This is a genomic window from Limnohabitans sp., from assembly GCF_036804465.1.
Classification (GTDB): Bacteria; Pseudomonadota; Gammaproteobacteria; order Burkholderiales; family Burkholderiaceae_C; genus Limnohabitans.
In genome coordinates, this window is sequence record NZ_DAIRSK010000011.1 from 36,006 (window position 1) to 62,666 (window position 26,661).

The window sequence follows — 26,661 nt, forward strand, 5'->3', positions numbered from 1 at the left end:
AACAACTATGAACAAAGCTCTGATTGCATTGATCTTGACCGCAGCCAGCGCTGCTGCGTTTGCCAAACTGCCACCGCTCAACGACGAGGCCAAAGCCAAGGCAGAAGAAGCCAAAGCCAAAACCGCGCACACAGGCAAGGTCGACGCTTATCTGCTGTGCAAGTCGCAAGACAAAGTGGCGGCCCATGTGCAAAAGACCAACAAAGCCCAAGCGGGCAAGCCCGTGGCCACCCCACCTTGTGCTGACCCAGGTAAGTTTGTTTACACACCGCCAGAAGCAGCGCCTGCTGCTGCGGCCGCTCCTGCCGCTGCACCCGCTGCACCTGCAGTGGCTGCAGCGCCGGCAAAAAAGTAATCCACACAGCCTCGCTGTCGATTGGGCCGCACTGAGAGGTGCTGGCCCTTTTTGCTGTAGCCTACTCAGCTTATGCCTTTGGTCTCTTCATCTCCCTTGCTGCCCCACCTCACCCAAGTCCACGCCGAGCTGACGCGCCAAATTGAGGTGGTCAACGAACACGGCTTGTTCGAGCAAGTGGCCATCCCTGCTGAGCGCGCACTCACTGTGTATGTCGACAAGCGCGAAATCGTCACCCTCATGACCTTGGGCGCACACCCAGAGCTGTTGGTATTGGGCTACTTGCGCAACCAGCGCTTGGTGTCCGATGTGAGCGAAGTCGAATCCATCACGCTCGATTGGGACGCTGGCGAAGACGGCGCTGGCGTAGCGGCTGTCAAAACCCGCCAAGGCATTGCTGACATAGCGGCTCGCACAGAAAAGCGCGTGGTCACCACGGGCTGCGGGCAGGGCAGCGTGTTTGGTGACTTGATGGGCGAGATTGACACCCTCGTGCTGCCCGATGCATGCATCACGCAAGCGCGTTTGTATGCGCTGCTCCATGCCATTCGCCTGCAAGAAAGCACCTACAAATCAGCGGGTTCAGTGCATGGCTGCGCCTTGTTCAGCGGCGAGCACATGCAAATCTTTGTAGAAGATGTGGGCCGCCACAACGCCATCGATACCATTGCCGGCTGGATGTGGATGAACGGCGTGGCAGCCGATGCGGATTCAATTTTTTACACCACTGGCCGCTTGACCAGCGAAATGGTGATGAAGTCTGCCCAAATGGGTGTGGCTGTGGTGGTGTCGCGCAGCGGCATCACGCAAATGGGCTATGACGTGGCCGCACGGTTGCAGTTGTGCACCATTGGCCGCGCGACCAACAAACACTTTCTTTGCTACACCGCGCGTGAGCGCTTGCAGCTCAACCCCGCCTTGGCGCAAGGCGGTGTGCACAAGGTGAGCCCAGCATGAGCCAACACGCGCCAGCAAGGTCTGAGCACGGCACGGCCAGTGGCGTCACTTGGTGGGCTTTGGCATGGCGCACGCTGTGGCGTGATGCGCGTGCGGGTGAGCTGCGCTTGTTGGTGGTGGCGGTGGCTTTGGGCGTGGCTGCACTGAGCTCGGTCAGCTTTTTGGCCGACCGTTTGAACGGCGGCTTGCAGCGTGATGCCCGTCAGCTTTTAGGCGGCGATGTGGTGGTGGTGAGCGACCACCCCACGCCCGATGACATTGCTCAGCGTGCTGCGCAGGCGGGCTTGAAGGGTGTGACCAGCTTGACATTTCCAACCATGGTGCGTGGTGTGCTCGCCGCGGGTGGAGATGGCAACAGCAAATTGGTAGCGCTCAAAGCAGTGGAAGCAGGCTACCCCCTACGAGGAGAGCTGCGTGTGGCACAAGACCTCATGCAAGCCCAAGCTTCTTTGACGCCTGAAGGCGCTCAGGCGGCTCGCAAAACCAAGCAAGTGCCCGAGCGTGGCCAAGCTTGGGTCGATGCGGGCGGCTTAGAAGCGCTGGGGTTGGATGTGGGTGATGCATTGGTCTTGGGCAACATCCGTGTGCGCATCAGCCAGGTGTTGGTGACCGAGCCCGACCGCGGTGCGGGCTTTATGAACTTTGCGCCCCGTGTGATGATCAACGCTGCCGACATCGACGCCACGGGTTTGATCCAACCCGCCAGCCGCATCAGCTACCGGCTTGCCTTGGTAGGCGAGCCTGCGGCGGTGGCTGATTTTTCTGACTGGGTTCAGACCCACAGCAAAAAGCCCGACGTGCGCGGCGTGCGTGTGGAATCGCTGGATGCAGGTCGGCCCGAGATGCGCCAAACCTTGGACCGTGCGGGCAAGTTCTTGAACTTGGTGGCTTTGCTGGCGGCTTTGCTCAGCGCTGTGGCGGTGGCACTGGCGGCACGCGCATTTGCTGCCCGCCACTTGGACGACTGTGCCATGCTGCGTGTGTTGGGCCTGAGTCAACGCCACATCACGCTGGCTTATTCCGCTGAATTTGTGTGGGTGGGCCTGTTTGCCAGCGGTTTGGGTTTGGCCTTGGGCTATGGGGTGCATTGGGTGTTCGTGGCCTTGCTCAAGGGCTTGGTTCAAACCGCTTTGCCTGCACCCAGCGTGTGGCCCTTGGTGTACGGCTTAGGCACGGGACTGACCTTGTTACTTGCGTTTGGCTTGCCGCCCGTGTTGCAACTGGCCAGCGTGCCTGCGTTGCGGGTGATGCGCCGCGATGTGGGCGAACTCAAAGCCACCACGCTGAGCGTGTGGGCCTTGGGGTTGACGGGTTTTGCGGTGTTGTTGGTCGCCGTGAGCCGTGATGTCAAGCTGGGCCTCATGGTGGTAGGTGGGTTTGCGGGGGCCGTGTTGGTCTTTGCTGGCATGGCGTGGCTGGCCGTTTGGTTGTTGCGTCGCAGCGTGGTTGAGGGCGCCGCACCCCCGTGGTTGATGTTGGCCACGCGGCAAATCAGCGCCCGACCTGTCTATGCCATGGTGCAGGTGAGCGCCTTGGCGGTGGGCTTGCTGGCTTTGGCGTTGCTGGTGCTGCTGCGCACCGACCTCATCAGCAGTTGGCGCAATGCCACGCCAGCAGACGCGCCCAACCGATTTATTTTGAATATCCAGCCCTCGCAGTCCGAACCGTTTTTGCAAAATTTGCGCGATGCGGGGGTGAACAAACTCGACTGGTATCCCATGGTGCGTGCGCGCTTGGTAGCGGTCAACGACGTCAGCGTCACGCCCGACAGTTACAACGATGAGCGCGCCAAGCGCTTGATGGACCGTGAGTTCAATGTGTCCTACAGCAACCAGTCGCCCGAACACAACCAAGTGGTGCGCGGCTCTTGGCAAGCCGAAGATCCCAAGGGTTTGAGCATCGAAGACGGTATTGCCAAAACTTTGAATCTCAAACTCGGCGACAGCCTGCGTTTTGATATCGCGGGCATGTCACGCGAAGCGCGCATCACCTCGGTCAGGCGTGTGGACTGGACATCTATGCGAGCCAACTTCTTTGTCCTGTATCCCGTCAACCAGCTGTTGACAGATGACGGCTTTGAAGTCCCCAGCACCTACATTGCCGCATTTCGTGCGCCACCGCGTGCGTCGGGGCAGAGCTTTGACAACCAACTCACGCGCCAATTTCCCAACATCACCAACGTGGACATGGGCGCTACTTTGAATCAAGTACAAAGCGTGCTCAGCCAAGTGGTCAGTGCAGTGGAGTTTTTATTCTTGTTCACCTTGGCAGCGGGTTTGGTGGTGTTGTTCGCCGCGGTGACCGCCACACGCGAGGAGCGAGCGCGTGAATACGCAGTCTTGCGTGCACTGGGTGCGTCCAACCAATTGTTGGCCCGTGTGCAGCGTACCGAGCTCGCAGGGGTGGGTGCTCTGGCTGGCTTGTTGGCCACCAGTGTGGCCATGGTCATGGGCTGGGGCTTGGCCCGCTATGCGTTTGAATTTGAGTGGACGGCCAGTCCGTGGGTGCCTTTGCTGGGCGCTGCTGTGGGTGCTTTGCTGGCCTTGGCCGCAGGCTGGTGGGGTTTGCGCGATGTGCTGCGCCGCCCTGTGGTGCAGACGCTCAGGCAAGCCAGCCAATGACGGCCACGAACGGATACACACCGAACTGCTCAAAGCTTGCTCGGCCCCAACAGAACCACCAAAGCGCCGCCGCCCCCATCTGAAGGCTTGGCTTGCACAAAAGCCAGCACCTCGTTCTTTTGCACCAACCAGCGCTGCACTTTGCTCTTGAGCACCGGCTCTTTGCCGGGTGAGCCCAAACCTTTGCCGTGTACCACGCGCACACAGCGCCAGCCCATGCGTTTGGCGTCGCGCACAAATTGGCCAAGCGCTTCGCGGGCCTCGTCGCTGCGAAAGCCGTGCAGGTCGAGCTGGCCTTGCATGGCCCATTCGCCTTTGCGCAGTTTGTGTGTCACATCTGTGCCAATGCCAGGGCGACGAAAGCTGAGTTGGTCGTCCACATCTAGCAGGGTGCTCACATCAAACTCGTCGCTCATGCTCTCGCTCAGTGCGGCTTGGTCGTCTAGGTCTTGCTGCAGAGGGCGTGCTGCCGGGCGAGGCGGGCTGATGTGCACACGGTCTTTGGCGGCGATGGGTTTGACCTTGCCAATCGCTTGGGTAAATAAATTGCGCTCTGCTTCGGCAAGGCGTGCCGCTTCTCGGCGTGCTGCTTCTGCGGCAGCAGCGGCCAGCGCCGCGTCGTTCACCTGCTTGCGGATGGCGCCTAGGTCTTGCAGTGATTTGGCTTTCACAGCAGCCCCTCTTCGGCCATTGACAAATACTTACCCTGCGCCACGATGATGTGGTCGCGCACCGTCACGTCTATCAAGGCCAGTGCTTCTTGCAGGGTACGGGTCAGCTTCATATCGGCTTGCGAAGGTTTGACGGTGCCGCCCGGGTGGTTGTGCGCCAGCACCACGCCGTCTGCCCCCAAGGCCAGGGCAGTCTTGGCCACTTCGCGGGGGTAGACCATGGTTTGCGACAGCGAGCCACGAAACATGGGCTGGTAAGACAGCAGTCGGTTGTGGGCATCAAGAAACAAAACTGCAAATACCTCGTGTTTGAGTTGCGCTAATTCAAGTTGTAAGTATTGTTTCACCGCATTGGGTGAATTCATCACAGTGGTTTCAGTTAATTGTTGGGTCAGGGCGCGTCGCGCCATCTCCAACACGGCCACCAGTTGCGAGCGTTTGGCGTCGCCGCCCATGCCTTTGAAGGTTTTGAGCTCAGCCGCGCTGGCATGAATCAGACCGGCAAAACCTTTGAAGCGGTCCAACAGCTCTTGGGCCATCACAAACACACCTTTGCCCTTGATGCCAGTGCGCAAAAACAAGGCCAGCAGCTCGGTGTCGGTCAGCGCGGACGCACCGTGCTTGAGCAGTTTTTCACGTGGGCGCATCTCGGCGGGTAGCTGGGCAATGGTCATGGGTTCGGGCATTCGGTCCATAGCGAGAGCTTTCTACAATAGAGGGTCTAACAATGAGAGTCCTATGACTGCATCCAACGCTCACCCTACCATCGGGCCCGCTTCTTTTTTGACGCTGCACTATCGGCTTTCGGGACCGCAAGGCGACGTTATCAATACCTTCAACGACAAACCCGCCACCCTTTCGCTGGGCGCGGGTGAGTTGTCGCCCGCGCTAGAGCAGCGTTTGATGGGGCTTGAAGAAGGTGCGCACACCACGTTTGAGCTGGCCGCTGGCGAGGCCTTCGGTGAGCGCAACCCCGAGATGCAGCAGTGGGTAAGCAAGAGCCTGCTCAAAGAATTTGGCGATCCCGACGAGCAATACACTGCGGGTGATGTGGTCCAGTTCCCCGCGCCCACGGGTCAAGGCTCTTTTGCTGGCGCGGTTCAAAAGGTGGACGGCGACCAAGTTTTGTTTGACTTCAACCACCCATTGGCCAACCAGCCTGTGACGTTTGAAGTCAAAGTCATTGGAATTTTATAAACACCATGAACCATAGCCTCAAAGAAATTGTGCTCGCCGAGCCGCGTGGGTTTTGCGCTGGCGTAGACCGTGCCATCGACATCGTCGACCGTGCCTTAGAGAAGTTTGGCTCGCCTGTGTATGTGCGCCACGAAATCGTGCACAACACCTATGTGGTGGAAGACCTCAAGCAACGGGGTGCCATCTTCATTGAAGACTTGGCCGATGTGCCCGAAGGCGCCACCTTGGTGTTCAGTGCTCATGGCGTGCCCAAGTCGGTGGAAGAAGAGGCCACGCGACGTGGCTTTACTGTGTTTGACGCCACTTGTCCGCTCGTGACCAAGGTGCATGTGGAAGTGGCCAAGCTACACAAGGAAGGCTTTGAGTTCATCATGATTGGCCACAAAGGTCACCCTGAGGTCGAAGGCACCATGGGTCAGTTGCTAGACGGCATCTATTTGGTAGAAGACGTGGAGGATGTGGCCAAAGTGTCGCCCAAGCAAACCCTGCGCTTGGCCGTGGTCACACAAACCACCCTCAGCGTGGATGATGCAGCCATGATTTCCGATGCAGTGGTGGCGCGTTTCCCAAACATTCGTAAGCCCAAGATGCAAGACATTTGCTACGCCACCCAAAATCGACAAGATGCGGTCAAGGTGTTGAGCAACGAGGTCGATTTGGTCATCGTGGTGGGCAGTCCCACGAGCTCCAACAGCAACCGCTTACGCGATGTGGCGCAACGCTCGGGCGCACCCAGCTACATGGTCGACAGCGCCGAGGAGCTGAAAGAAGAATGGTTTGCAGGCGTGACCCGTGTGGGCCTGACCGCCGGCGCCTCGGCTCCCGACATCTTGGTGCAGCAAGTCATTGCCCGTATGCGCGCCTTGGGCGCCTTGTCTGTGCGAACCCTCGATGGTGTGGAAGAAACCATCAAATTCCCGCTGCCCAAAGGGCTGAAGTAACAGGACTGAAATTCCATGCTCGACATCAACCAACTGCGCCGCGACCTGCCCAGCGTCATTGCCAAGCTCGAAACGCGCAAAAGCCCACAAACGTTTTTGAATGTGGCGGCTTACCAGGCGCTAGAGGCTGAGCGCAAAACCTTGCAGACCCGCACCGAAGAGTTGCAAGCCAGCCGCAACGCGCTGTCAAAGCAAATCGGCATGCTCAAAGCCAAAGGCGAGAGCGCTGACGGTGTGATGGCACAAGTGGCCGACCTCAAAACCGAACTCGACGCCTCGGCTGTGCGCTTGGATGCGCTGCAGCCAGAGCTGCAGTCCCTCTTGCTGGCCGTGCCCAATTTGCCGCACGACAGCGTGCCCGTGGGCGAAGACGAACACGGCAACGTGGTGCTGCGCAGCTGGAGCCCCACAGGCACCGAGCCTGCACCTTTGGGCTTCCAGCCCAAAGACCATGTGGACTTGGGCGAGCCTTTGGGCCTTGACTTTGAAATGGGCGTGAAGCTCTCGGGTTCGCGCTTCACGGTCATGAAGGGCCAGATTGCCCGCATGCACCGCGCACTTGCGCAGTTCATGCTGGACGTGCAAACCCAAGAACATGGCTACACCGAGTGCTACACGCCGTACATCGTGAATGCTGACAGCCTCAGAGGCACAGGCCAGTTGCCCAAGTTTGAAGAAGACTTGTTTGCCGCCAAAAAAGGCGGCCAAGAAGGCGAAGCGGCCAGCGAAAGCGCCGCGTTGTATCTGATCCCCACCAGTGAAGTGCCTTTGACCAACTTCGTGCGCGACGTGGTGTTGGCTGAAAACGAGTTGCCCATCAAGCTGACGGCCCACACCCCCTGCTTTCGGTCCGAAGCGGGTAGCGCAGGCCGTGACACACGCGGCCTGATTCGCCAGCACCAGTTTGACAAAGTCGAGATGGTGCAAATCGTGCATCCCGACACGAGCGACGAGACCTTGGAAGAAATGACAGGCCACGCCGAAGCCGTGCTGCAAAAGCTGGGCTTGCCCTACCGCGTGATGTTGCTGTGTACCGGTGACATGGGCTTTGGTGCCACCAAGACCCACGACCTTGAAGTCTGGTTGCCCGCGCAAAACACCTACCGCGAAATCAGCTCGGTGTCCAACTGCGAAGCCTTCCAAGCGCGCCGTTTGCAAGCCCGCTACAAAAACGCCCAAGGCAAAAACGAACTGGTGCACACCTTGAACGGTTCTGGCCTCGCCGTGGGCCGCACCTTGGTGGCGGTGCTGGAGAACTACCAGCAAGCCGATGGCAGTGTGCGCGTACCCGATGCGCTGCGCCCCTACATGGGCGGCATGGTCGAGTTACGCGGCTGATAGAATGGCGCCTTCGACAAACGACACCGAATCAGGAGAAGTGGCAGAGTGGTCGAATGTACTTGACTCGAAATCAAGCGTAGGGGCGACCCTACCGAGGGTTCGAATCCCTCCTTCTCCGCCAAGACTATTTCGAACTGATTCCAAGTCGTTCGAACAATTTACAACCCGTTCGGGGCCTCCTTGGGTGCGCTCCTAGAACACTTTCCGGATCAGACAGGCTTCTTCATAGGCCTCAATGTCTTTGAGCCGGTACAAAACTTTCCCCACGATTTTCAAGTACTGCGGGCCCTCGCCGACGGTGCGCCAGCGCTGAAGGCGTGCGACTGAACACACCCAACGATCGGCGAGCATCTTTTCTGTCAGTAGCTGGCGTCTAGGTTCGGCCGGGACCTCTTTAGCAAGGTGTTGGGGCTCGAACTTGGGTTCGTTGGCTGCTGATTTGGCGATGCCACTTGACAGGACGTCCAGCACGTCACCCATTTTTTCAGTCCGTGGGTTCGAAGACGAGGTGTAGCTAGTAGCCATGGGCTTGCTCCTTGATGCCTATATGCAGTGGTTTCATATAGGTTCATACCGGTTGGCTGGGTTTTTTTCTCAGCAGGGGGTGGTGCATGCCCCGCGAGGTTTTATTTCGACCATTAAAAACGGTGTGTTGTGGGCCTGTCAAAAGCAGTCGCACCTAACAATTTCGCGATTTTGACTTGGACCACGTTGACTTTTGTCATAATCATGCGATGCATACCCTGCGCAACTCAAAACTCATCGCCAAACTGGTGTTGGTGTGGTTTGCGCTGTTTTTGGGTTCTGCCATCGCCGCCACAGTCATCAAGCCAGATAGCTTGCAAATGGTCTGTACGGCGAGCGGCGGCATGAAAATGGTGGACATAACTGGGGATGACGGGGAGCTCAAAGCCTCGGCTAGCATGGACTGCCCACTGTGTGCTTCAGTAACGGCTCCGCCCCCACCGTTGACCGTTCAATTCGAAAAATTCTCCCCCTTGGCGCATGCCCTGCACCCAATTGCAGCGGCCCACATTGCGTCTGTCACTGCGCCGCCGCTTCCTTCGCGCGGACCTCCGAACTCCTCTCTTTGATCTCCAAGCGGGCATAGCACATTAGGTGCTGCCCCTTTTTAGTTGGCGACCTGCTTCTTGCAGGAACTCGCCTGCGATCTTTGAAGGAAAAATCTGTGATTAATTATTTCTCTCCTCGCGGAGCAATGCGCGGCATCGTTTTGGCTGCAGCTACAGCTTTGTTATGGGCCTGCTGGGCCATTGGCTACGTACAAGGCTTTTCTGGGGTCAGTGCCCCTGAGGTCATTTGGATATTAAATTAATTAAGAAAGAATCAAATGAAAAAATTTAACTTAACCCCCATCGCAGCTGTCACGTTGATGTTCAGTGTCAGTGCCTTTGCGCAAGTTTCAATGCAAACGCTTCCCGCAGTCATCGTTACCGCAAGCCCAATTATTGAGTCCAATAACGTAGATGGTTTTTCAGGTTTTTCGACAAAAGTTACCGATGCTCAGATCAAAGACTTGGGTGCTTTGGATCTGGCTGCAGCTTTGCGAATGACGCCTGGAGTGCAGATTTCTCGCTACAACGAAGTTGGCTCGTACAGCGGTGATCAAGGCGGTAATGTCTACATTCGCGGCATTGGTGCAAGTCGTCCAGGCAGTGAGATCAAAACCTATTTAGATGGTGTTCCAGTCTACATGGGTATATGGAACCACCCGTTGATGGATTTATTGCCATTGAGCGGCATCGGCTCCGTAGAAATCTACAAAGGACCGCAGAACCTTTCTAGTGGGAATAATTTTGCGTCTATCAACCTTCACACGAAGCGAGCGAAACAGGACGGCGTGCAAGGCGATGTGAATGCTTCGGTCGGTTCTTTTTCAACCAAAGTGATACAGGCCAATTTGCTTGGTCGCAAAGATGATGTTGATTTTTCTCTTGCCTTTGGTAGTGTTGACTCCAATGGCGCAAGGCCAAACTCTGATGGCACTTTGCGTAATGCCATGGGGCGGATCAGCAAAAAGATCGATAGTTCATGGAGCGTGGGCGCAAGCTTTCTATCGGTCGATAACAAAGTTGGCGATCCCGGTGACAACCGATTTGCCGTATCCAATGCAGCGATTGGGCCCTACAGTTTTTCTAATGGTATTGGCAAAAACGATTCGACGACAAATATGTTGACTGCGTTCGTGTCGCATCAGCACGGTGACTGGAAAGGAGAGTTCAAGGTCTACGACAACCAAGGCCATAACAATTTGACCAACGATGCCAACTGGGGAACCTTCAACAGCTCTTACAGGATGACCGGTTTCCGTTGGAAGGAGGAGTTCTCTCCGTGGCAAGGCGGTCAAGTGGTTGCTGGTGTTGATCAGGAAATTGTTTCTGGAGCCATTAGCGGCCCTCACGTTGGTTCTGCCGTAGGCACACCGTTTGCGTTTGGTACAGCTGGTTCAGCTGATGTGCCTTCATTCAAAGTTGTCTCAACATTTGCTGGCGTTAATCACAAAATTGACTTGGCCAATGGATGGGTCATGCAACCATCAGTGGGTATGCGGTTTTATAACAGCAACTTTTATGAATCAAAAGCAGCGCCCAATGCTGGTGTTTCTTTGATTTCCGAGGCAGTGGTTATTTATGCCAATTATTCAGAAGCTTTGCTGTATCCAGGTGCGGAGACCTACACCCTGACCCGTGCCATCCCAATGGCGTTTGCTGCAAATAACGGATGGGACCGTTTGTCACCATCGAAAGATAAGCACACTGAAATTGGTCTGAAGTGGGATGTCAGCGCCAAAACGCATGTTGACTTCAGCGTTTTCCAAGATGAAATCAGCAAACGTTATGTTTGGACAGGTTTTTATGGTGGTGCGATTGCAAATCCTGCCTCCGGGACTTGGTCAAATAACTTCCCTTCCTACAAGGTCAATGGTGCCGAGTTGTCTGTCAAGCATGAAATTAACAGCCAATGGATGATGTTTGGCGGTGTAACGGTGCTCGACTCATCGTTGAGTAACCTCCCATACGCCCCTAAGACAGCCGTCTCTGCTGGCGTGACAGGCACGGTTAGCGGGTACCGCGTAGCCTTCGACGCGCAACATCAAACCAGCATGTATTCTTTGACTCAGGATCGCGGCACTTTCTCACCCAATGAAGTTGCGTCATTGACTGTTGCAAATGCACGAATTGCTTACCCGATGGCTAGCCTTGGCAAAAAAGGTGAGATATATGCAGCAGTCAATAATCTTTTTGATGCCAACTATCAATACAACGCGGGCTACCCTATGCCCGGTCGTAATTTCCGAGTTGGCGTAATAGCAAGCTTCTAATTGAAAGTCGACCCTTATGAAAAAGAATGCACTCTCAACTGTGTTGCTGGTTCTAATGTTTACACTTCCTTATGTGCAATTGTTTGCACAAGAAGTTAAATCTGCGAATCACTCGGCAACTCATGCTATGACGGATGCTCAATCCATTGAGCATGTGATGAAGGCATTGTTTGAAAAGCCTGATGCACCGTTGAAGGTTTCACCAATTTCAATTGAAGGTGACTATGCCGTTGCAGGCTGGATTCAGGATCAACGGGGTGGTCGCGCTTTGTTAAAAAGAGAGAAAAATAAGTGGTCAATCCAAGTGTGTGGAGGAGATGGGTTGACACAGGCCAACACACTTACCATGACTGGTATGTCAAGCGCTTCAGCAAAGCGCTTGGCAGCCAAAATATCGACTGCAGAAAAAAACATACCAACTGAGCAAGTTAAAAAATTTGCGCTATTCGAAGGAATGGTGAAGGTTGATGGCGGGAAGCATGATCCACATGCGAGCCATGGTTCTAATGCGCATTCGAAATGACACAGTGAAAACTCTCGGTACAAAAAGATGTCTCAACATTTAGAATGATGAACCGGACCCCAAGAGCTTGATCGGCTTGCCCTTGGGGGATTTAGGCGGTTTGCGATCTGGTATCTTCTAGCCCGCCAAGCAGATAAACCCTTGTAAGTCATTGATTTACAGGGGTTTTTTTCTTATCCCGTGACCTTGTCAATGGCACGCGCTGACCGCCCCCTTACGACCCCAGCCAGACTTGGATGTGGCAACTTGCCTGTGAGGGGTTATTTGGTCAAGGGTGAGCATTCAGATATATTGAGTCAGTATTGATCACAGACACGTAACTAGGACGGAGCCATGATGAAAAAACTGTTGGTGACTTACCAAGTCAAAGATGCTGACTGGTGGCTTTTGAACAATAAATTAGATGAAACCGTTGGGCACTTGGGTTTTCGCTTTCAGTTGTTCAGAAAGAAAAATACCAATCTGGTTGCTTATGTTGTCGAAATACCCAATGAAGAAGATTTGAAAGATTTATTGCTCAATACATCACTCATCACGACAAGATTAAAAGAGCACGGTGTTCTCTTGGAAACGATAGAAGTCCTAGAGGCGGCTTAAGATGAGTAATGTTGTGTCCTGCCAAGCCTAACCAGTACTTTCATCAGCCGTTCGACAGCGAACGGCTTTTTTCATGTCTAGGCTGCCAATCTGAATGTGCAATAGATGCCGCACTTTGAGCCATCTTTCAAGCTAGGCCTGCTTCGTGAGCTGGCAAAGTGGCTGGCTTTGGCGGCACTGGTGGCTGCACTGGCTGGCTCAGCCTCCGCCTTGTTTTTGTTGGCCCTCGACTGGGCTACCCGCACCCGTGAAGCCAACCGGTGGTTGATGTGGGGCTTGCCCGTGGCAGGCTTTTGCGTGGGCTGGCTGTATCTGAAGTTTGGCCAGCATGTGCAAGCGGGCAGCGATTTGTTGATTGACGAAATTCACGATCCCAAAAAAGTAGTGCCTCTGCGCATGGCGCCGTTTGTGTTGGGTGGCACAGTGATTTCGCATTTGTTTGGCGCGTCGGTGGGCCGCGAAGGCACGGCGGTGCAAATGGGGGGAGCGTTGGCCGATCAGCTGACCCATCTTTTCAAACTCAACGCGCTAGACCGACGCATGGTGTTGATGGCAGGCATCAGCGCTGGCTTTGCCTCGGTGTTTGGCACACCCTTGGCGGGGGCTGTGTTTGCGCTGGAAGTGCTGGCCCTGGGTCGCATGCGTCTAGATGCGTTGCTGCCTTGTTTGGCGGCTGCTGTGATGGCTGACCAAGTAGGCTTGTGGTGGGGTGTGCAACACACGCATTACATGGCGGGGGCGATGCCTGACATCACAGCTTGGCTTTTGGTCGCCATGGTGTTGGCGGGGGTGGTGTTTGGGTTGACTGGCAAGTTGTTTGCCGAGTGCACACACGCGTTGATTGCTTGGATGGCGCAGCGCATAACTTACGCACCCTTGCGCCCCTTGTTGGGCGGCGCAGTGATTGCGACTGTGGTGATGTGGGGCAACTGTGACCGCTACATCGGCCTGGGTATTGCGGTGATGGTGGAAGCATTTGCCCAACCACTCGCACCCACTGACTTTTTGGGCAAGATGATCTTCACCATCGCTTCGCTGGGTTCTGGCTTCAAAGGGGGTGAGGTCACGCCTTTGTTCTACATTGGCGCGACCTTGGGCAATGCCTTGGCGCCGCTGTTGGATGTGCCATTTCCTTTGCTGGCTGCTGTGGGGTTTGTGGCGGTGTTTGCAGGGGCCGCCAACACGCCCATCGCTTCCACCCTGATGGCCATGGAGTTGTTTGGCGCCCAGATTGGGGTGTTTGCCGCGCTGGCGTGTGTGACAAGCTACATCTGTTCGGGCCACTCAGGCATTTACCGCGCTCAACGCGGGGTGCACCGAAAGACCGATGCGAGGTCTGAGTCTTCATAGAATGGGGGCTATGTCCATGAACTTCCCTCGTTTGCTGCAAGCCGTGCTGTTGTGCCTGGCTGTGTTTGCGTCATCCGCATTTGCCCAAACTTTTAAAATGCCTTGCGAGGTGGAGGGCGTCATTCCTGCCATGGACGACCTCAAGCTGAAACCGCAAAAAGTGGTGATTGAAATTCAATCCTTGGGCAACAACATGTTCTTCAAGATGAATGGGCCCGAGCCTTATGTGTTGATCACCAACAGCTTGACCACTGAAGAGTTCAATGGCAAAAACTTGACCACGGCCAAAGAAATGGGGGCGTTTCGCAAGCACAAGGTGACGGGTGCAGAGTCTGAGATTCGCATTGCGCAAGCCACCGTGGTCGTGACCGCCTTCACCGACACCACCTACCTGGGCAAAAAGGTGCGCATCAACATCACCGGGCCTTGCAGCGCCCCCCGCTAGGGCCGCGCAAACCACAATGGCTCAGCGCTTAAAACCAGCACCAAAAACCGGTGCAATTGCCCGTGATTTGCTGAATCAGCACGTCCACCAAACTGCTGACGACCAGCAGGGGCAAGCCCAGGTACACAAACACCCACAGCACCAACACCAGCGTGAAGCGGGGTTCTTCCAAGCGGTGGCCCATCACGGTCTGAGCTTGGCGGCGAAGGCGAAGTTTGTTCAACATGGTGCGAGGATTTTAGGCGCATGAAAGTCAGCTGGGACACCCTGAGCTATCCCGAGTGGGACGCACACCATGCCGCCGCCGCTGCGCCCTTGCAGCAAGACTGGGCCTACGGCGCATGCATGAAAACCTTGGGCGTAGGCGTGTTGCGTGCCTTTGTGGCGCAAGACGGCGTGCCTGTGGCTTTGGCCCAATTCATCGTGCGACGGTTTGCGGGGGGCTTGGCCAACATGGCTTTGTGCTCCCTAGGCCCCGTGTGGTTGCAACCGTTGTCGGGGGCAGAAAAAGCGCGTGTTTACAAAGCGTTGAAGCACACCATGCCCTTGAAAAACTTGCGTGTGGTGGCCGTCACGCCCCATGAGGCGCAAAGCCCAGCGCTGGGGCTGTCGCGTTGGCGTCGCGTGATGACGGGCCACAGCACCGTGGTGCTTGACCTCTCGCCTGAGTTAGAGGTGTTGCGCGCCCAGCTCGACGGACGCTGGCGCTACAGCTTGGCGCGCGCCGAGGCGTCTGCTTTGACCATTCATCGCGTGGGTACGAATGCAGGGCAGTACCGCTGGCTACTCGATGCCGAAATGCAGCAACGCGAGCAGCGCGGTTTGCACGGCTTGCCCTTGCACTTTTTTGATTTGTATGTGCCTTCGCGCCAGCATCCCACCAAAACCATGTTGACAGTGCGTGCCGATCTGGGCCGCGACCGTGTGGCGGGCATGATGTTTTTGATCCATGGCGAGGCAGCCACCTACCAAGTGGGTTGGAGCGGCGATGTAGGCCGTGAGCAAAACGCACACAACCTCATCCTGTGGCGCGCCATGCAAGAGTTGCGCGAGCGCGGTGTGCGCACACTGGATCTTGGCGGCGTCAACACCACGCGCAGCGCGGGCATTGCGCGTTTCAAAATTGGCACAGGCGGCCAAGTGCTGACTTGCGCTGGCACCTTCATCTAAACCATGCTGCGCGTCTCCCAACTTTCTTGCAGCAGAGGTAACAAGCCATTGTTTGCTGACGTCAGCTTTGCGCTGCAAGCAGGGCAAGCCTTGCATCTTGAAGGTGACAACGGGGTGGGTAAAACCAGTTTGTTGCGCATTGTGTGTGGCTTGTCGCCTGCCGACGCGGGCGAGGTGCGTTGGCACGACCAAACCATCCAACACAACGCTGCGGTGTTTCGCGCGGCCTTGTTTTATTTGGGCCACGGCTTGTCGCTCAAAGAAGAACTCACGGCTCTAGAAAACCTCATGTCGGATGCCGCCGTGTCAGGCCGAGCACTCAGCGAGGCGCAAGCCTTGGCGGCCTTGGCCCGCATGGGCCTGCGTGGACGCGAGCATTTGCCGCTGCGTGTCATGTCGCAAGGCCAAAAGCGTCGCACCGCGTTGGCCCGATTGTTGGCCAGCCAAGTCCCGCTTTGGGTGTTGGACGAGCCCTTTGTGGCCTTGGATGCCAAAGCCGTCGACGGCCTGCGTGGGCTGTTGGCCGAGCATGTGGACAAGGGCGGCATGGTGTTGTTCACCAGCCACCAGCCCGTGACGCTGACCACGGCCAACGGCACGTTTGTGGACGTGCAAACTTACCGATTAAGAGGCTTGGCATGAGTGCAGGCGCCTTCATGGCCGTGTTGCGGCGCGATTTGCTCTTGGCCATGCGCCGCAAGAGCGAGGTGCTGACAGCGGTGTTTTTCTTTGTCGTGGTGGCGGCGCTGTTTCCGCTGGGGATTGGCCCCGAACTCAACACTTTGCGTCTGGTGGCCCCCGGTGTGTTGTGGGTGGGGGCGCTGTTGTCGAGCATGCTGGCGTTGCAGCGTTTGTTTGAGGCCGATTACCGCGACGGCACGCTGGAGCAAATGGCTTTGTCACCCACGCCTATGCCCTTACTGATCAGTGCCAAACTCTTGGCGCATTGGCTGGTGTCTGGGGTGCCGTTGGTATTATTGGCGCCAGTTTTAGGCCTGCAATTTGACCTTTCGACGGATGCCTTGACGACCCTCACTTTAGCGCTTTTGTTGGGTACGCCGGTGTTGTCGTTGGTGGGCGGCATTGGTGCTGCGTTGACCTTGGGTGTGCGCGGCGGCGGGGTGTTGTTGTCGCTGTTGGTGTTGCCTTTGTTCATCCCGGTGCTGGTGTTTGGTGCGGGTGCCGTGGAGGCGCAAACCAGCGGTTTGGGGGCACAGGCGCATTTGTCGATTTTGATGGCCATGCTGTTGCCTGCGGCATTTTTCAGCCCGTTTGCCTGTGCAGCGGCTTTAAGGATCGCGTTGGAATGAAAAGTATCAATTGGTTTCACTACGCAGCACCGCAGACTTTTTATGGTTTTGCAGGGCGCGCGTGGCCATGGTTTGCTGTGTTGGCCACTGCGCTCATGCTGGCGGGCTTGTGGCTGGGTTTTGCCGTGGCGCCCGCTGACTTTCAGCAAGGCGAGGGCTACCGCATCATCTTTGTGCATGTGCCTGTCAGTTGGATGTCGATGGTGATTTATTTGGCCATGGCATTTTGGAGTGTGTTGGGCCTGACCTTTAACACCCGCTTGTCGGGCATGATGACACGCGCTTTGGCCCCCACCGGTGCCATGTTTGCATTTTTGTCGCTGTGGACGGGGGCACTTTGGGGCAAGCCCATGTGGGGCACATGGTGGGTGTGGGATGCGCGCCTGACCTCTGAGTTGATTTTGTTTTTCCTCTACCTCGGCTACATCGCTTTGACGTCTGCCATTGATGACACGCGTCGCAGCGACCGCGCAGGTGCGCTCATTGCCATCGTGGGTGCTGTCAACGTGCCCATCATTTATTTCTCGGTGAAGTGGTGGAACACCTTGCACCAAGGTGCTTCGGTGTCGCTCACCAAAGGCTCGAGCATGGCCGAGGTCATGTTGTGGGGCATGTTGCTGATGGCCTTGGCGTTTTGGTTTTACACCGTGGCGCTGGTGTTGTACCGCGTGCGCACCCTGATCTTGCAGCGCGAGAGCCACGCCACTTGGGTGCACGAACTCGACGAGGTGAAGTCATGAGGTGGGAAAGCTGGAGCCAGTTTTGGGCCATGGGCGGCTATGCCGTGTATGTGTGGGGCAGCGTGGGCGTGACGGCCTTGCTGATGGCGCTAGAAGTGTGGCAAGCCCGTTGGGCGCACCGCGCGCTGTTGAATCAATTGAAAGCCGAGCGGGCTGTGGCGCAATTACCTGTTGAAGAATTGATGTGATGAAACCAAGAACCAAACGATTTGCACTGATTGCCGCTGGCATTGTGGTGTTGTGCGCGGCAGCCGCGTTTGTGCTGAATGCTTTCCAAAGTAATTTGGTGTTTTTCTTCACGCCCACGCAGGTGAGCAATGGCGAAGCGCCCAAGGGACGCACCTTTCGCGCAGGAGGCATGGTGAAAGAAGCCAGCTTGGTGCGCGATGGCAACACCGTGCGCTTTGTCATCACCGACACCATCAACGAAATGCCCGTCACTTATGTGGGCCTGCTGCCCGATTTGTTCAAAGAAGGCAAAGGCGTGGTGGCGCAAGGCAAGTTGGGCGTCGACGGCTTGTTTGTGGCCAGCGAAGTGTTGGCCAAGCACGATGAAAATTACATGCCGCCTGAGGCCCAGCATGCGATGGACCAAGCCGCAGCGGCCAAAGCTGCCCAGTCTTTGCAAACGCCAACCCCTAAGGCCAACCCATGATTCCAGAACTCGGTAATTTCGCGCTCATGCTTGCTGCCTTGGTGGCGGTGATGCAAGGCGTACTGCCCATCGCAGGCACTTTGGTGCGCCAGCCGCACATGCAAGTGACCTTGCAATCCTTGGCACGCCCAACGGCTGCGTTGCAGTTTGCTTTGGTGGCGTTTGCATTTGGTGCCTTGGCCACTTCGTTTTTGAACAACGATTTCTCTGTGCTGTACGTGTCGCAGCATTCCAACTCCTTGCTGCCCAAGCCCTATCAATTCGCTGCGGTGTGGGGTGGCCACGAAGGCTCGCTCTTGCTGTGGGTGCTGATGCTTGCCTTGTGGTCGGTGGCGGTGGCGTTGTTCTCGCGTAGTTTACCGCTCGACATGGTGGCGCGCGTGATTGGCGTGTTGGGCTTGATCTCGGTGGGCTTTTTGTTGTTCATCTTGCTCACCTCCAACCCGTTTGATCGCTTGCTGCCAGCGGCCTTGGACGGCAAAGATTTGAATCCGCTGCTGCAAGACCCCGGTTTGGTGATTCACCCGCCCATGCTCTATATGGGTTATGTGGGCATGGCCGTGGCGTTTGCATTTGCGGTGTCAGCCTTGATGAGTGGCCGCTTAGACGCCGCATGGGCCCGCTGGTCGCGCCCTTGGACGGTGGTGGCTTGGACCTTCCTCACCTTTGGCATTGGCCTCGGGTCTTGGTGGGCTTATTACGAACTCGGCTGGGGCGGCTGGTGGTTTTGGGACCCTGTGGAAAACGCCTCGCTCATGCCTTGGTTGGTGGCCACGGCGCTGATTCACTCTTTGATGGTGACCGAAAAGCGCGGCAGCTTCAAGGCTTGGACGGTGCTGTTGGCGATTGCAGCGTTCTCGTTGTCGCTGTTGGGTACCTTCCTCGTGCGTTCGGGTGTGCTGACGTCTGTGCATGCCTTTGCGTCTGACCCCAAGCGGGGTGTGTTCATCTTGGTGTTCTTGGCCGTGGTGGTGGGTGCCTCGCTCACGCTGTTTGCGTGGCGTGCGCCGCGTGTGGCGCTCGGTGGGCGCATGGAGTTGGTGTCGCGCGAATCGTTTTTGTTGGCCAACAGTGTGTTGCTCGTGGTGGCCACGGCGGCGGTGTTGTTGGGCACAATTTACCCGCTCATCATTGATGCGCTGAACATGGGCAAGTTGTCGGTGGGCCCGCCTTATTTCAATGCGGTGTTTGCGCCGCTGCTCGTGCCCACGGTGTTTTTGATGGTGCCTGGGTCGGTGGCGCGTTGGCGCGATGCCAATGTGCGTGAGATTGCACACAAGCTGCGTTGGACCTTTGCGGCTGCGCTGGCCTTGGGTGTGCTTTTGCCGTTTGTGCTGGGCGGTTGGTCCATTGGCGCAGCGTTTGGTTTGTTTCTGGGCTGCTGGGTGGCTTTGGGTATGGCTCAGCAAGTCGTCGAGCGTCTGGGCAAGCCCGGTCGCATTGGCGCATCGTTTTGGGGGCAACACACGGCTCATTTGGGGATGGCGGTGTTGGTGATTGGCATCACGGGGGTGAAGTGTTATGAGGTGGAGCGCGAAGTGCGCATGCAAATAGGTGATGTGGTCACCATTGCGCCCTACACCTTTCGCTTGAACTCGCTGGACGAAGTGCTGGGGCCCAACTACAAGGCCGTTCGCGCCGATGTGCAGGTGTTGCGCAACGACAAGGTCATTGAAATTTTGCAGCCTGAAAAGCGCCGTTATTTCTCGTCACCCATGGCCATGACGGAAGCGGGCATTGACTCGGGTTTCATGCGCGATTTGTATGTGTCGTTGGGCGAGCCGCTGAATGACGCACGTACCGAGTGGAGCATGCGTGTGTACTACAAACCTTTCGTGCCATGGCTGTGGGGCGGTGTGTTGTTGATGGTGTTGGGTGGTGCATTGGCTGCCCTTGACCGGAGATACCGCAAATGAAAAAGGTGTTGATCCCGCTGGTCTTGTTCATCGCCTTGGTGGTTTTTTTGGCTGTGGGCCTCAAGCGTGACCCGCGAGAGATTCCCTCGCCCTTGATTGGCAAACCTGCGCCGCACTTCACCTTGTTCACTTTGGACAAAGGCGACAGCCACTTTTCACCCGTGGATATGCAAGGCCAAGTGTGGATGCTCAATGTGTGGGCGACGTGGTGTGTGGCCTGTCGCGAAGAACACCCTGTGCTGGTGGCGTTTTCTGACAAGCACCGAGTGCCCATCGTGGGCTTGAGCTACAAAGAAATTCAACCTCAAGACCCAGCCTACAAAGCGCCGTTTGACGACAAGCTCAAGCTCGCGCGTGAGCGCAGCCAAGTCTGGCTCAAGCGTCATGGCAACCCCTACATCACCACGGTGATGGACCTCGATGGCCGTGTGGGCATCAACTACGGCGTGTACGGCGTGCCCGAGACCTACGTCATCGACAAGGCCGGGGTGATTCGCTACAAATTCGTGGGCGCTGTCACGCCAGCCTTGTTGGCCGAGAAAATTTTGCCCCTGATTACGGAGTTGAACAAGTCATGAAGCGTGTCATCCTGAATGCCGTATTGATGCTGAGCATGGTGTTGTCCGCCGCTGCGAGCAATGGCCGTGAGGCCGTCCCGATGGCCCAAGACCCCAAGCTCGAAGCGCGTTTGGATGAGCTCTCGCATGAGTTGCGCTGCATGGTGTGTCAAAACGAATCCTTGGCCTCTTCCCGTGCCGAGTTAGCCGATGACTTACGCACCGAAGTGCGAGAGCTGCTTCGCTCTGGCAAGTCAGATCAAGAGGTCAAAGATTTCCTCGTCTCCCGTTACGGCGACTTTGTGCTGTACAACCCCGAGGTCAAACCGCTCACCTGGGTGCTGTGGTTTGGCCCATTTGTGTTGCTGCTGATGGCGGTCATCTTCCTTGGCATGTATTTGCGCCAACGCCGTGATTTGGCTGCGCCTGAGGCCATGAGTGAACAAGAGCGCGAACGCGCCAAGCAGCTGTTGAAAGGTTGATGTGAATCCTTCCCTTGTGTTTATTTTTGCTGCTGTGGCCATGATGGCCGTGGTGATGGCCGTGTTGAGTGTGGCTCTGTGGCGTGGTTCGCAAGAAGGGGCGCGAATTGCTTCTCAGCAAATCGACAATGCCAACCACCCCGCCCAAGCCAACGCCGCCGTCTACCGTGACCAAATGGCAGAGCTCGACCGCGAATTCGTCATGGGCAACTTGAACTACGAAGAACTCAAAGCCGCACGTGATGAGTTGTCGCAACGCTTGTTGGTCGACGTGGGTGCCGATGGTTTGAGCGCTGCACCTGTTGCGTCGGTTGCGACTGGCAGCGCGCCGTGGCGCAAACCTTGGGTGGCTATCGGACTGCTGGTGTTGGTGGTGCCTGTCTCGTCCATGCTCATGTACAGCATGTTCGGCGAGCCAGCGGCGCTGGACCCGATGGCGCTCAAGCAGGGCGTGGATTCATCCGCTGAGGTGTCGCCAGAAAAGCTGGCTGAGATGGCCACTGCACTGACACGCCGTTTGCAAGACGAACCCAACAGCATGGAGGGTTGGGTCATGTTGGGGCGCGTTCAGCGTGCCCGAGGCTTGTTTGAAGAGTCTGCCGATGCCTATGCCAAGGCTTTGTCGCTGAGTCGCGATGACAACCTGTCGATTGAGCGTGCCGAAGTGTTGGCACAAAAGAACGGTGGCAGTTTTGCTGGTGAACCTTGGTCACTTATTCAGCGCGTTCTCACGGCTGACCCCCTCCATTTGAACGCCTTGTTCTTGGCAGGCAGTGCGTCTTATGCCGAGATGAATTTCAACACGGCGCTGCGCTATTGGGAACGTGCCCGTGAAGTGGTGCCAGTGGATTCGCCCGAGGCGCCAGAGCTTGACCGTGCCATTGCTGAAGCCCGCAACAAGATGGGATTGCCAGTGATTCCGCCTCGCGCTGCCAACCCAGCAGACTCGCAAGCCAATCAGGCCGCCTTGGTTGCCAGCAGCATCAGCGGTCGGGTGACCTTGGTCAAAGAGCTTCAAGGTTTGGTGGCGCCTAGCGACACGGTGTTTGTGTATGCCACGCCAGTGACGGGCTCGCGCATGCCCTTGGCCATCTTACGCACCACGGCCGACAAATTACCCTTTGATTTTGTGCTCGATGACAGCACGGCCATGAACCCTAACGCCAAGCTCTCGGGCATGGACGAGGTGACGGTGAGGGTGCGCATTTCAAAGAGCGGCCAAGCGATTGCGCAAGCTGGCGACTACGGCGTCAGTTTGACACCTGTCAAGCTAGGCAGCAAGGGCTTGAACTTGATGGTGCGAGAGACCTTGCAATAAAGAAAGCCCCGTAGTCAACCAACTACAGGGCTTTGTTGGCGTGTCAGTTGCGTTACAGCAAACCGTTTGTGCGTGCAAAGTGAAGGGTCTGCGTGCGGCTCTTCACATCTAAGCGGCGGAACAAGCGCCACAAGTGAACTTTCACGGTGTGCTCACTGATTTCTAGTTCTGCTGCAATGTCGCGGTTGCTCAAACCGCGATCGAGCATGACGATGAGTTGCTTTTGGCGCTTAGACAATTTGGTCTCGCCAACCACCACCACCTCTTCGTCGCCGCTCTCGGCAGCAAACAAACCTTGGATAGCCAAAGAAATTTCGTTAGCAGGCGTGGCTTTCTCGATGTAGATATCAGCGCCAGCTTCAATGCACGTCTCCTCTGCCTCACCGGCAGGCATAGAGGAGATCACAGCCAACGGCACGTTGGCATACATGGTCTTGATGTCTTTGACAGCTGAGGTGCCTTTGACGCCCGGCAATAACAAATCGAGTACGAACAATTCGGGATCACCGTTTTTGATGATGGCAGCTTGCAACTCGCTGAACTTTTCCAATTCAATCACCTTGGATGCTGGGCGCATGCGGCGCAGCAACATGGCGATGGCTTGACGCACTAAGGGATGGTCGTCAATGATGTACATACTCATTTTTATTACTCCTGAATCAATATTAGTAGTTTAGCCCCATTGCGGACCGGACTTCTCGCATCGTCTCACGGGCCGTTATGCGAGCTTTTTCAGTACCTGCATCCACGATGTCACGCACAATCTTGGGGTTGGAGATATACGGTTCGGCCCGTTCTAGCATGGGTTGCTGTTCGCGCAAGATGGCATCAATGATGGGCTGTTTGCAGTCTAAGCAGCCAATGCCAGCGGTCTTGCAGCCTTGGGCCACCCACTCACGTTGGCCAGCGTCGCTGTAGACCAAGTGGAATTGCCATACGGGACATTTGTCTGGATTGCCCGCGTCGGTGCGTTTTTGGCGGGCAGGATCGGTGGGCATGCGTTTGACCTTGTGCTCAATCGTGGCACGGTCTTCACGGATGGCGATGGCATTGTTGTAGCTCTTGCTCATCTTTGCACCGTCCAAGCCTGGCAGCTTGCTGGCTTGTGTCAGCAGCGCATGTGGCTCGGTCAAGATCACTTTGCCAGTGCCTTTGAAGTACCCCTCCAAGCGCTCTCGGTCTTGCAAATCGAGTTCGGTTGCGCTGGCGATGTAGCCCAGCGCGCCTTCCATGGCTTTGGCGTCACCTGTCTCTTGGTAAGCTTTGCGAGATTTTTCAAAGCGCTTGATGCTGTCTTTGGGCAGCTTGGCCAAAGAGGTTTGCACTTTTTCTTCGGCATTGATTTCGCGACCATACAAGTGGTTGAAGCGCCTTGCGGCTTCTCGTGTCAGCTCCACATGGCTGGCTTGGTCTTCGCCTACCGGCACATGCTTGGCTTTATAGATCAAGATATCGGCTGCTTGCAGCAGTGGGTAGCCCAAGAACCCATACGTGGACAAGTCTTTGTCTTTTAACTTTTCTTGTTGGTCTTTGTAGGTGGGAACACGCTCCAACCAGCCCAGTGGGGTGCCCATGGCCAAGAGGGTGAACAGCTCAGCGTGTTCGGGAATACGGCTTTGCAAAAAGATGGTGCACGCGTTGGGGTCTAGGCCAGCAGCGAGCCAGTCGATCACCATCTCGTACACATTTTTCTCAATCACCTCACGGTTTTCGTAGTGCGTCGTGAGGGCGTGCCAGTCGGCCACGAAATAAAAGCAATCCAGCTCTGATTGCAAACGCACCCAGTTTTTCAAAGCACCGTGGTAGTGGCCTAAATGCAAAGCCCCCGTGGGGCGCATGCCAGAGAGAACGCGTTCTTTCATATTGTGTTTACTTTAATCAATCAGGGTTGCAACACATATTCAATGGGACCGAGCAAGGTTGACAAAGCGATCACGGTCCACTTCATCAAAGGTCCCATCCAGAGGGTGTCAAGTTGTTTGAAGGCGACCAGTGCCAATACGATGTATATGCCGTAAGGCTCCACCTTGGACAGCCACACCGCAGCTCGCCAAGGCAACAAGCCCACCAACACCCGGCCACCATCGAGTGGTGGGAGTGGAAATAGGTTGAACACAAACATCGACACGTTCACCACGACGCCAGCCAAACTCATTTTCAAAAAATAGTCTTCAGTCACGCCGACATGCTTCATCACATAAAAGGCCAGCAACCAAACCAATGCTTGTAAGAAGTTGATGGCCGGACCAGCCAGCGCCACCCAGATCATGTCGCGTTTGGGGTGGTTCAAATCGCCAAATCGCACCGGCACAGGACGCGCGTAGCCAAACAAAAAGTTGCCGCCTGAGGCGAAGTAGAGCAAGGCAGGCAAAGCAATCGTGCCCAAAGGGTCGATGTGTGGGATGGGGTTCAAGGTGACCCGACCCAGCATCCAAGCTGTGTTGTCTCCCAATCTGTGCGCCACATAGCCGTGGGCCGCTTCGTGCAACGTGATGGCAAACACCACGGGCAAAGCGTAGATCAGGACGGTTTGGATGAGCTCAGAAAAATTCACAGAAGGATTGTCGCATTGCGCACTGCTAGCCTATGCCCCAGGCCGTTCACAGGCCCAATGCACTCAGCGGGCCCCGGCCAAGGCGCATCACTTGCGGGTCGCCACCGCCGTTCATGGGCGTGAGGTCGACCACGGTAGTGGGCTCCAGCGGGCAAGCGCCTGCGTCAATCACGGCGGCAAGCTCGTGTTCAAAGCGGTCACGAATTTCTGCGGCGTCGTTCATGGGGACGGATTCACCTGGGGCGATGAGGGTGGTGGCCAGCAGCGGTGCGCCATGGAGCGCCAGTAAATCAAGCAAGGTTTTGTTCAATGGCACGCGCAGGCCAATGGTTTTGCGCTGCGGGTGGCTGACGCGGCGAGGTACTTCTTTGGTGGCTTCCAAAATGAAGGTGTAAGCCCCAGGCGTTGCGGCTTTGAGCAATCGGTATTGGCGGTTGTCCACCTTGGCGTAATTCGCCAGTTCTGACAAATCTCGGCACATCAAGGTGAGGTGATGTTTGTCGTCGACTTGGCGAATGCGGCGCATTTGCTCGACCGCGGCTTTGTCGTCCAAGTGGCAGACCAAGGCGTAGCTGGAATCGGTGGGCACAGCCACGATGCCGCCGCGCGCTAGCAGTTGCACAGCCTGTTTGAGCAAACGGGGTGGGGGGTTGTCAGGGTGAACTTGAAGAAACTGGGCCATGAGCGTGCACGCCAAAAAATGAGCTGGCTGTGGTGCAGAGCACCAAATACTGATCTGAGGTGTTGCACGACGAACAACTACTGAACGCGGTCAGAAAGCGCTTCCCAAACAGGGGTGAGTTGTCCGGGCAGCCAAGGCAGGGTGCCAAGGTCGATGCGGCTCTCAAGGGGGCTATGAAAATCGCTGCCGCGAGAGGCGAAAAGATCAAACTCTTTGGCCATATCGGCATAAGTCACATACTCGGCGGGGGAGTGGCTGCCTGTGACGACCTCAACACCTTGGCCGCCGTGGTTTTTGAATTCGGTAAAGAGGGCAAACTCTTCGTTGGGCGTGAAGCCATAGCGCGCAGGGTGGGCGATGATGGCCATGCCCTTGGCTTGCACAATCCATTGCACCGCGTCTTTGAGCGAGGCCCAGCGGTGCGGCACATAGCCTGGGTTGCCTTCGGTGAGGAAGCGGCGAAACACCTCGTTGGTGTCTTGGCAAACGCCAGTTTCGACCAAAAAGCGCGCAAAGTGGGTACGTGAAATCAGCGCGTGGTTGCCCGCGTATTTGAGGGCACCTTCGTAGGCGCCGTGGATGCCCACTTTGGCCAGGCCTTGTGCCATTTCTTTGGCGCGTTCGCCACGACCGCCACGTGTTTGCAGCAAGCCTTTATTGAGCTGCTCGTCATGCGCATCAAAACCAAGGCCAACGATGTGCACAGTTTGATGTGCAAAGGTGATGGAGATTTCTACCCCCGTGAGGTAGCTCAGGCCGTTGGCTTTGGCAGCGGCGAGGGCGCGTTCTTGGCCGCCGATCTCATCATGGTCAGTCAAAGCCCACAGCTCCACACCATTGGCTTTGGCGCGCGCGGCCAATTGCTCAGGCGTGAGCGTGCCGTCAGAGACCACAGAGTGGCAGTGCAGGTCAGCGTTGAGGATGGAAGAGGTCACG

Annotated in this window: 31 protein-coding genes and 1 tRNA gene; 23 read left to right on the forward strand and 9 right to left on the reverse strand. The window is 56.5% G+C overall.

The genetic code is table 11. The features are described 5' to 3' along the window. Positions 1–7 precede the first annotated feature (7 nt). The 3 genes from V7Q41_RS07430 (at position 8) to V7Q41_RS07440 (ending at position 3,933) form a co-directional block, all read left to right on the forward strand. Complete coding sequence (locus tag V7Q41_RS07430) at positions 8–355, forward strand: hypothetical protein (RefSeq protein WP_333844913.1); 348 nt, start codon at positions 8–10, stop codon at positions 353–355. Between the two features lie 72 nt (positions 356–427). After that, positions 428–1,312 (forward strand): formate dehydrogenase accessory sulfurtransferase FdhD, encoded by an 885-nt coding sequence (locus V7Q41_RS07435; RefSeq protein ID WP_333844916.1) that lies wholly within the window; start codon positions 428–430, stop codon positions 1,310–1,312. Next, the gene (locus V7Q41_RS07440; protein ID WP_333844919.1) at positions 1,309–3,933 is read left to right on the forward strand and encodes an ABC transporter permease; all 2,625 of its coding nucleotides are present in this window, start codon (positions 1,309–1,311) and stop codon (positions 3,931–3,933) included. The genes V7Q41_RS07435 and V7Q41_RS07440 overlap by 4 nt, the downstream gene beginning before the upstream one ends. 29 nt (positions 3,934–3,962) lie before the next feature. Here the strand turns inward: V7Q41_RS07440 and V7Q41_RS07445 are convergent, their stop codons facing one another. Next, positions 3,963–4,604, reverse strand: a complete 642-nt coding sequence (locus V7Q41_RS07445; RefSeq protein WP_442918820.1) for a Smr/MutS family protein — start codon at positions 4,602–4,604, stop codon at positions 3,963–3,965. Beyond that, positions 4,601–5,278 carry a RadC family protein gene (radC, locus tag V7Q41_RS07450; RefSeq protein WP_333845117.1) on the reverse strand — a complete coding sequence of 226 codons (678 nt, stop codon included), beginning with the start codon at positions 5,276–5,278 and terminating at the stop codon, positions 4,601–4,603. The genes V7Q41_RS07445 and radC overlap by 4 nt, the downstream gene beginning before the upstream one ends. Before the next feature lie 64 nt (positions 5,279–5,342). Here radC and V7Q41_RS07455 point away from each other — a divergent pair, with 64 nt between their 5' ends. The 4 genes from V7Q41_RS07455 to V7Q41_RS07470 all read left to right on the forward strand — a co-directional run bounded on the left by V7Q41_RS07455 (position 5,343) and on the right by V7Q41_RS07470 (position 8,204). Next, on the forward strand, positions 5,343–5,801 hold the full coding sequence (locus V7Q41_RS07455; RefSeq protein ID WP_333844921.1) for an FKBP-type peptidyl-prolyl cis-trans isomerase: 459 nt from the start codon (positions 5,343–5,345) through the stop codon (positions 5,799–5,801). A 5-nt stretch (positions 5,802–5,806) separates the two neighbouring features. Next, complete coding sequence (ispH, locus tag V7Q41_RS07460) at positions 5,807–6,742, forward strand: 4-hydroxy-3-methylbut-2-enyl diphosphate reductase (RefSeq protein WP_333844924.1); 936 nt, start codon at positions 5,807–5,809, stop codon at positions 6,740–6,742. Positions 6,743–6,757: 15 nt separating this feature from the next. Then, the gene (gene serS / locus V7Q41_RS07465; protein ID WP_333844927.1) at positions 6,758–8,080 is read left to right on the forward strand and encodes a serine--tRNA ligase; all 1,323 of its coding nucleotides are present in this window, start codon (positions 6,758–6,760) and stop codon (positions 8,078–8,080) included. A gap of 34 nt (positions 8,081–8,114) precedes the next feature. Further along, a tRNA-Ser gene (locus tag V7Q41_RS07470) sits at positions 8,115–8,204 on the forward strand. 71 nt (positions 8,205–8,275) lie between these two features. Here V7Q41_RS07470 and V7Q41_RS07475 read toward each other — a convergent pair. Then, positions 8,276–8,608 (reverse strand): helix-turn-helix transcriptional regulator, encoded by a 333-nt coding sequence (locus V7Q41_RS07475; RefSeq protein ID WP_333844932.1) that lies wholly within the window; start codon positions 8,606–8,608, stop codon positions 8,276–8,278. A gap of 209 nt (positions 8,609–8,817) precedes the next feature. Between V7Q41_RS07475 and V7Q41_RS07480 the strand changes: the two genes are divergently transcribed. The 6 genes from V7Q41_RS07480 (at position 8,818) to V7Q41_RS07505 (ending at position 14,341) form a co-directional block, all read left to right on the forward strand. Continuing rightward, positions 8,818–9,177, forward strand: coding sequence for a DUF2946 family protein (locus tag V7Q41_RS07480; RefSeq protein WP_108420803.1), 360 nt, complete (start codon positions 8,818–8,820; stop codon positions 9,175–9,177). Between the two features lie 257 nt (positions 9,178–9,434). Further along, complete coding sequence (locus V7Q41_RS07485) at positions 9,435–11,426, forward strand: TonB-dependent receptor (RefSeq protein WP_333844939.1); 1,992 nt, start codon at positions 9,435–9,437, stop codon at positions 11,424–11,426. 16 nt (positions 11,427–11,442) lie between these two features. Beyond that, positions 11,443–11,949 carry a copper uptake system-associated protein gene (locus V7Q41_RS07490; RefSeq protein WP_333844942.1) on the forward strand — a complete coding sequence of 169 codons (507 nt, stop codon included), beginning with the start codon at positions 11,443–11,445 and terminating at the stop codon, positions 11,947–11,949. A 333-nt stretch (positions 11,950–12,282) separates the two neighbouring features. Continuing rightward, entirely contained in the window at positions 12,283–12,546 is a 264-nt protein-coding gene (locus V7Q41_RS07495) for a hypothetical protein (RefSeq protein ID WP_333844945.1), read from the forward strand. 105 nt (positions 12,547–12,651) lie between these two features. Beyond that, the gene (locus V7Q41_RS07500) at positions 12,652–13,896 is read left to right on the forward strand and encodes a voltage-gated chloride channel family protein (protein WP_333844948.1); all 1,245 of its coding nucleotides are present in this window, start codon (positions 12,652–12,654) and stop codon (positions 13,894–13,896) included. 10 nt (positions 13,897–13,906) lie between these two features. Beyond that, positions 13,907–14,341 (forward strand): hypothetical protein, encoded by a 435-nt coding sequence (locus V7Q41_RS07505; RefSeq protein ID WP_333844950.1) that lies wholly within the window; start codon positions 13,907–13,909, stop codon positions 14,339–14,341. Positions 14,342–14,369: 28 nt separating this feature from the next. Here the strand turns inward: V7Q41_RS07505 and V7Q41_RS07510 are convergent, their stop codons facing one another. Beyond that, positions 14,370–14,567: a hypothetical protein gene (locus tag V7Q41_RS07510; protein ID WP_333844952.1), complete on the reverse strand. Its 198-nt coding sequence runs from the start codon at positions 14,565–14,567 to the stop codon at positions 14,370–14,372. A gap of 20 nt (positions 14,568–14,587) precedes the next feature. Here V7Q41_RS07510 and V7Q41_RS07515 point away from each other — a divergent pair, with 20 nt between their 5' ends. From V7Q41_RS07515 to ccmI, 10 genes are read left to right on the forward strand one after another with little or no spacing between them, the layout of a single operon-like run. Next, positions 14,588–15,511: a GNAT family N-acetyltransferase gene (locus V7Q41_RS07515; RefSeq protein ID WP_333844954.1), complete on the forward strand. Its 924-nt coding sequence runs from the start codon at positions 14,588–14,590 to the stop codon at positions 15,509–15,511. Between the two features lie 3 nt (positions 15,512–15,514). Further along, positions 15,515–16,153 carry a cytochrome c biogenesis heme-transporting ATPase CcmA gene (ccmA, locus tag V7Q41_RS07520; RefSeq protein ID WP_333844956.1) on the forward strand — a complete coding sequence of 213 codons (639 nt, stop codon included), beginning with the start codon at positions 15,515–15,517 and terminating at the stop codon, positions 16,151–16,153. Further along, positions 16,150–16,821 carry a heme exporter protein CcmB gene (gene ccmB, locus V7Q41_RS07525; RefSeq protein ID WP_333844959.1) on the forward strand — a complete coding sequence of 224 codons (672 nt, stop codon included), beginning with the start codon at positions 16,150–16,152 and terminating at the stop codon, positions 16,819–16,821. The genes ccmA and ccmB overlap by 4 nt, the downstream gene beginning before the upstream one ends. Beyond that, the gene (gene ccmC, locus V7Q41_RS07530) at positions 16,818–17,561 is read left to right on the forward strand and encodes a heme ABC transporter permease CcmC (RefSeq protein ID WP_333844962.1); all 744 of its coding nucleotides are present in this window, start codon (positions 16,818–16,820) and stop codon (positions 17,559–17,561) included. Before ccmB ends, ccmC begins: the two co-directional genes overlap by 4 nt. Beyond that, entirely contained in the window at positions 17,558–17,749 is a 192-nt protein-coding gene (ccmD, locus tag V7Q41_RS07535) for a heme exporter protein CcmD (RefSeq protein ID WP_333844965.1), read from the forward strand. Before ccmC ends, ccmD begins: the two co-directional genes overlap by 4 nt. Beyond that, the gene (ccmE, locus tag V7Q41_RS07540; RefSeq protein ID WP_333844967.1) at positions 17,749–18,216 is read left to right on the forward strand and encodes a cytochrome c maturation protein CcmE; all 468 of its coding nucleotides are present in this window, start codon (positions 17,749–17,751) and stop codon (positions 18,214–18,216) included. The genes ccmD and ccmE overlap by 1 nt, the downstream gene beginning before the upstream one ends. Continuing rightward, on the forward strand, positions 18,213–20,132 hold the full coding sequence (locus tag V7Q41_RS07545; RefSeq protein WP_333844970.1) for a heme lyase CcmF/NrfE family subunit: 1,920 nt from the start codon (positions 18,213–18,215) through the stop codon (positions 20,130–20,132). The genes ccmE and V7Q41_RS07545 overlap by 4 nt, the downstream gene beginning before the upstream one ends. Continuing rightward, complete coding sequence (locus V7Q41_RS07550; RefSeq protein WP_333844973.1) at positions 20,129–20,710, forward strand: DsbE family thiol:disulfide interchange protein; 582 nt, start codon at positions 20,129–20,131, stop codon at positions 20,708–20,710. Before V7Q41_RS07545 ends, V7Q41_RS07550 begins: the two co-directional genes overlap by 4 nt. After that, the gene (locus V7Q41_RS07555) at positions 20,707–21,171 is read left to right on the forward strand and encodes a cytochrome c-type biogenesis protein (RefSeq protein ID WP_333844976.1); all 465 of its coding nucleotides are present in this window, start codon (positions 20,707–20,709) and stop codon (positions 21,169–21,171) included. Before V7Q41_RS07550 ends, V7Q41_RS07555 begins: the two co-directional genes overlap by 4 nt. A 1-nt stretch (position 21,172) precedes the next feature. Further along, on the forward strand, positions 21,173–22,489 hold the full coding sequence (gene ccmI, locus V7Q41_RS07560; protein WP_333844978.1) for a c-type cytochrome biogenesis protein CcmI: 1,317 nt from the start codon (positions 21,173–21,175) through the stop codon (positions 22,487–22,489). A gap of 52 nt (positions 22,490–22,541) precedes the next feature. On the opposite strand, the gene V7Q41_RS07565 is transcribed toward ccmI, so the two are convergent. From V7Q41_RS07565 to V7Q41_RS07585, 5 genes are all read right to left on the reverse strand, one after another. Next, positions 22,542–23,132 carry a response regulator transcription factor gene (locus V7Q41_RS07565; protein WP_333844980.1) on the reverse strand — a complete coding sequence of 197 codons (591 nt, stop codon included), beginning with the start codon at positions 23,130–23,132 and terminating at the stop codon, positions 22,542–22,544. Positions 23,133–23,154: 22 nt separating this feature from the next. Continuing rightward, positions 23,155–24,351, reverse strand: a complete 1,197-nt coding sequence (locus V7Q41_RS07570; RefSeq protein ID WP_333844982.1) for a tryptophan--tRNA ligase — start codon at positions 24,349–24,351, stop codon at positions 23,155–23,157. 20 nt (positions 24,352–24,371) lie between these two features. Further along, positions 24,372–25,043, reverse strand: a complete 672-nt coding sequence (locus V7Q41_RS07575; protein WP_333844985.1) for a site-2 protease family protein — start codon at positions 25,041–25,043, stop codon at positions 24,372–24,374. 46 nt (positions 25,044–25,089) lie between these two features. Continuing rightward, the gene (locus V7Q41_RS07580) at positions 25,090–25,725 is read right to left on the reverse strand and encodes an L-threonylcarbamoyladenylate synthase (protein ID WP_333844988.1); all 636 of its coding nucleotides are present in this window, start codon (positions 25,723–25,725) and stop codon (positions 25,090–25,092) included. A gap of 77 nt (positions 25,726–25,802) precedes the next feature. Then, positions 25,803–26,660: a 3',5'-nucleoside bisphosphate phosphatase gene (locus V7Q41_RS07585; protein WP_333844992.1), complete on the reverse strand. Its 858-nt coding sequence runs from the start codon at positions 26,658–26,660 to the stop codon at positions 25,803–25,805. Between the last annotated feature and the right edge of the window lies 1 nt (position 26,661).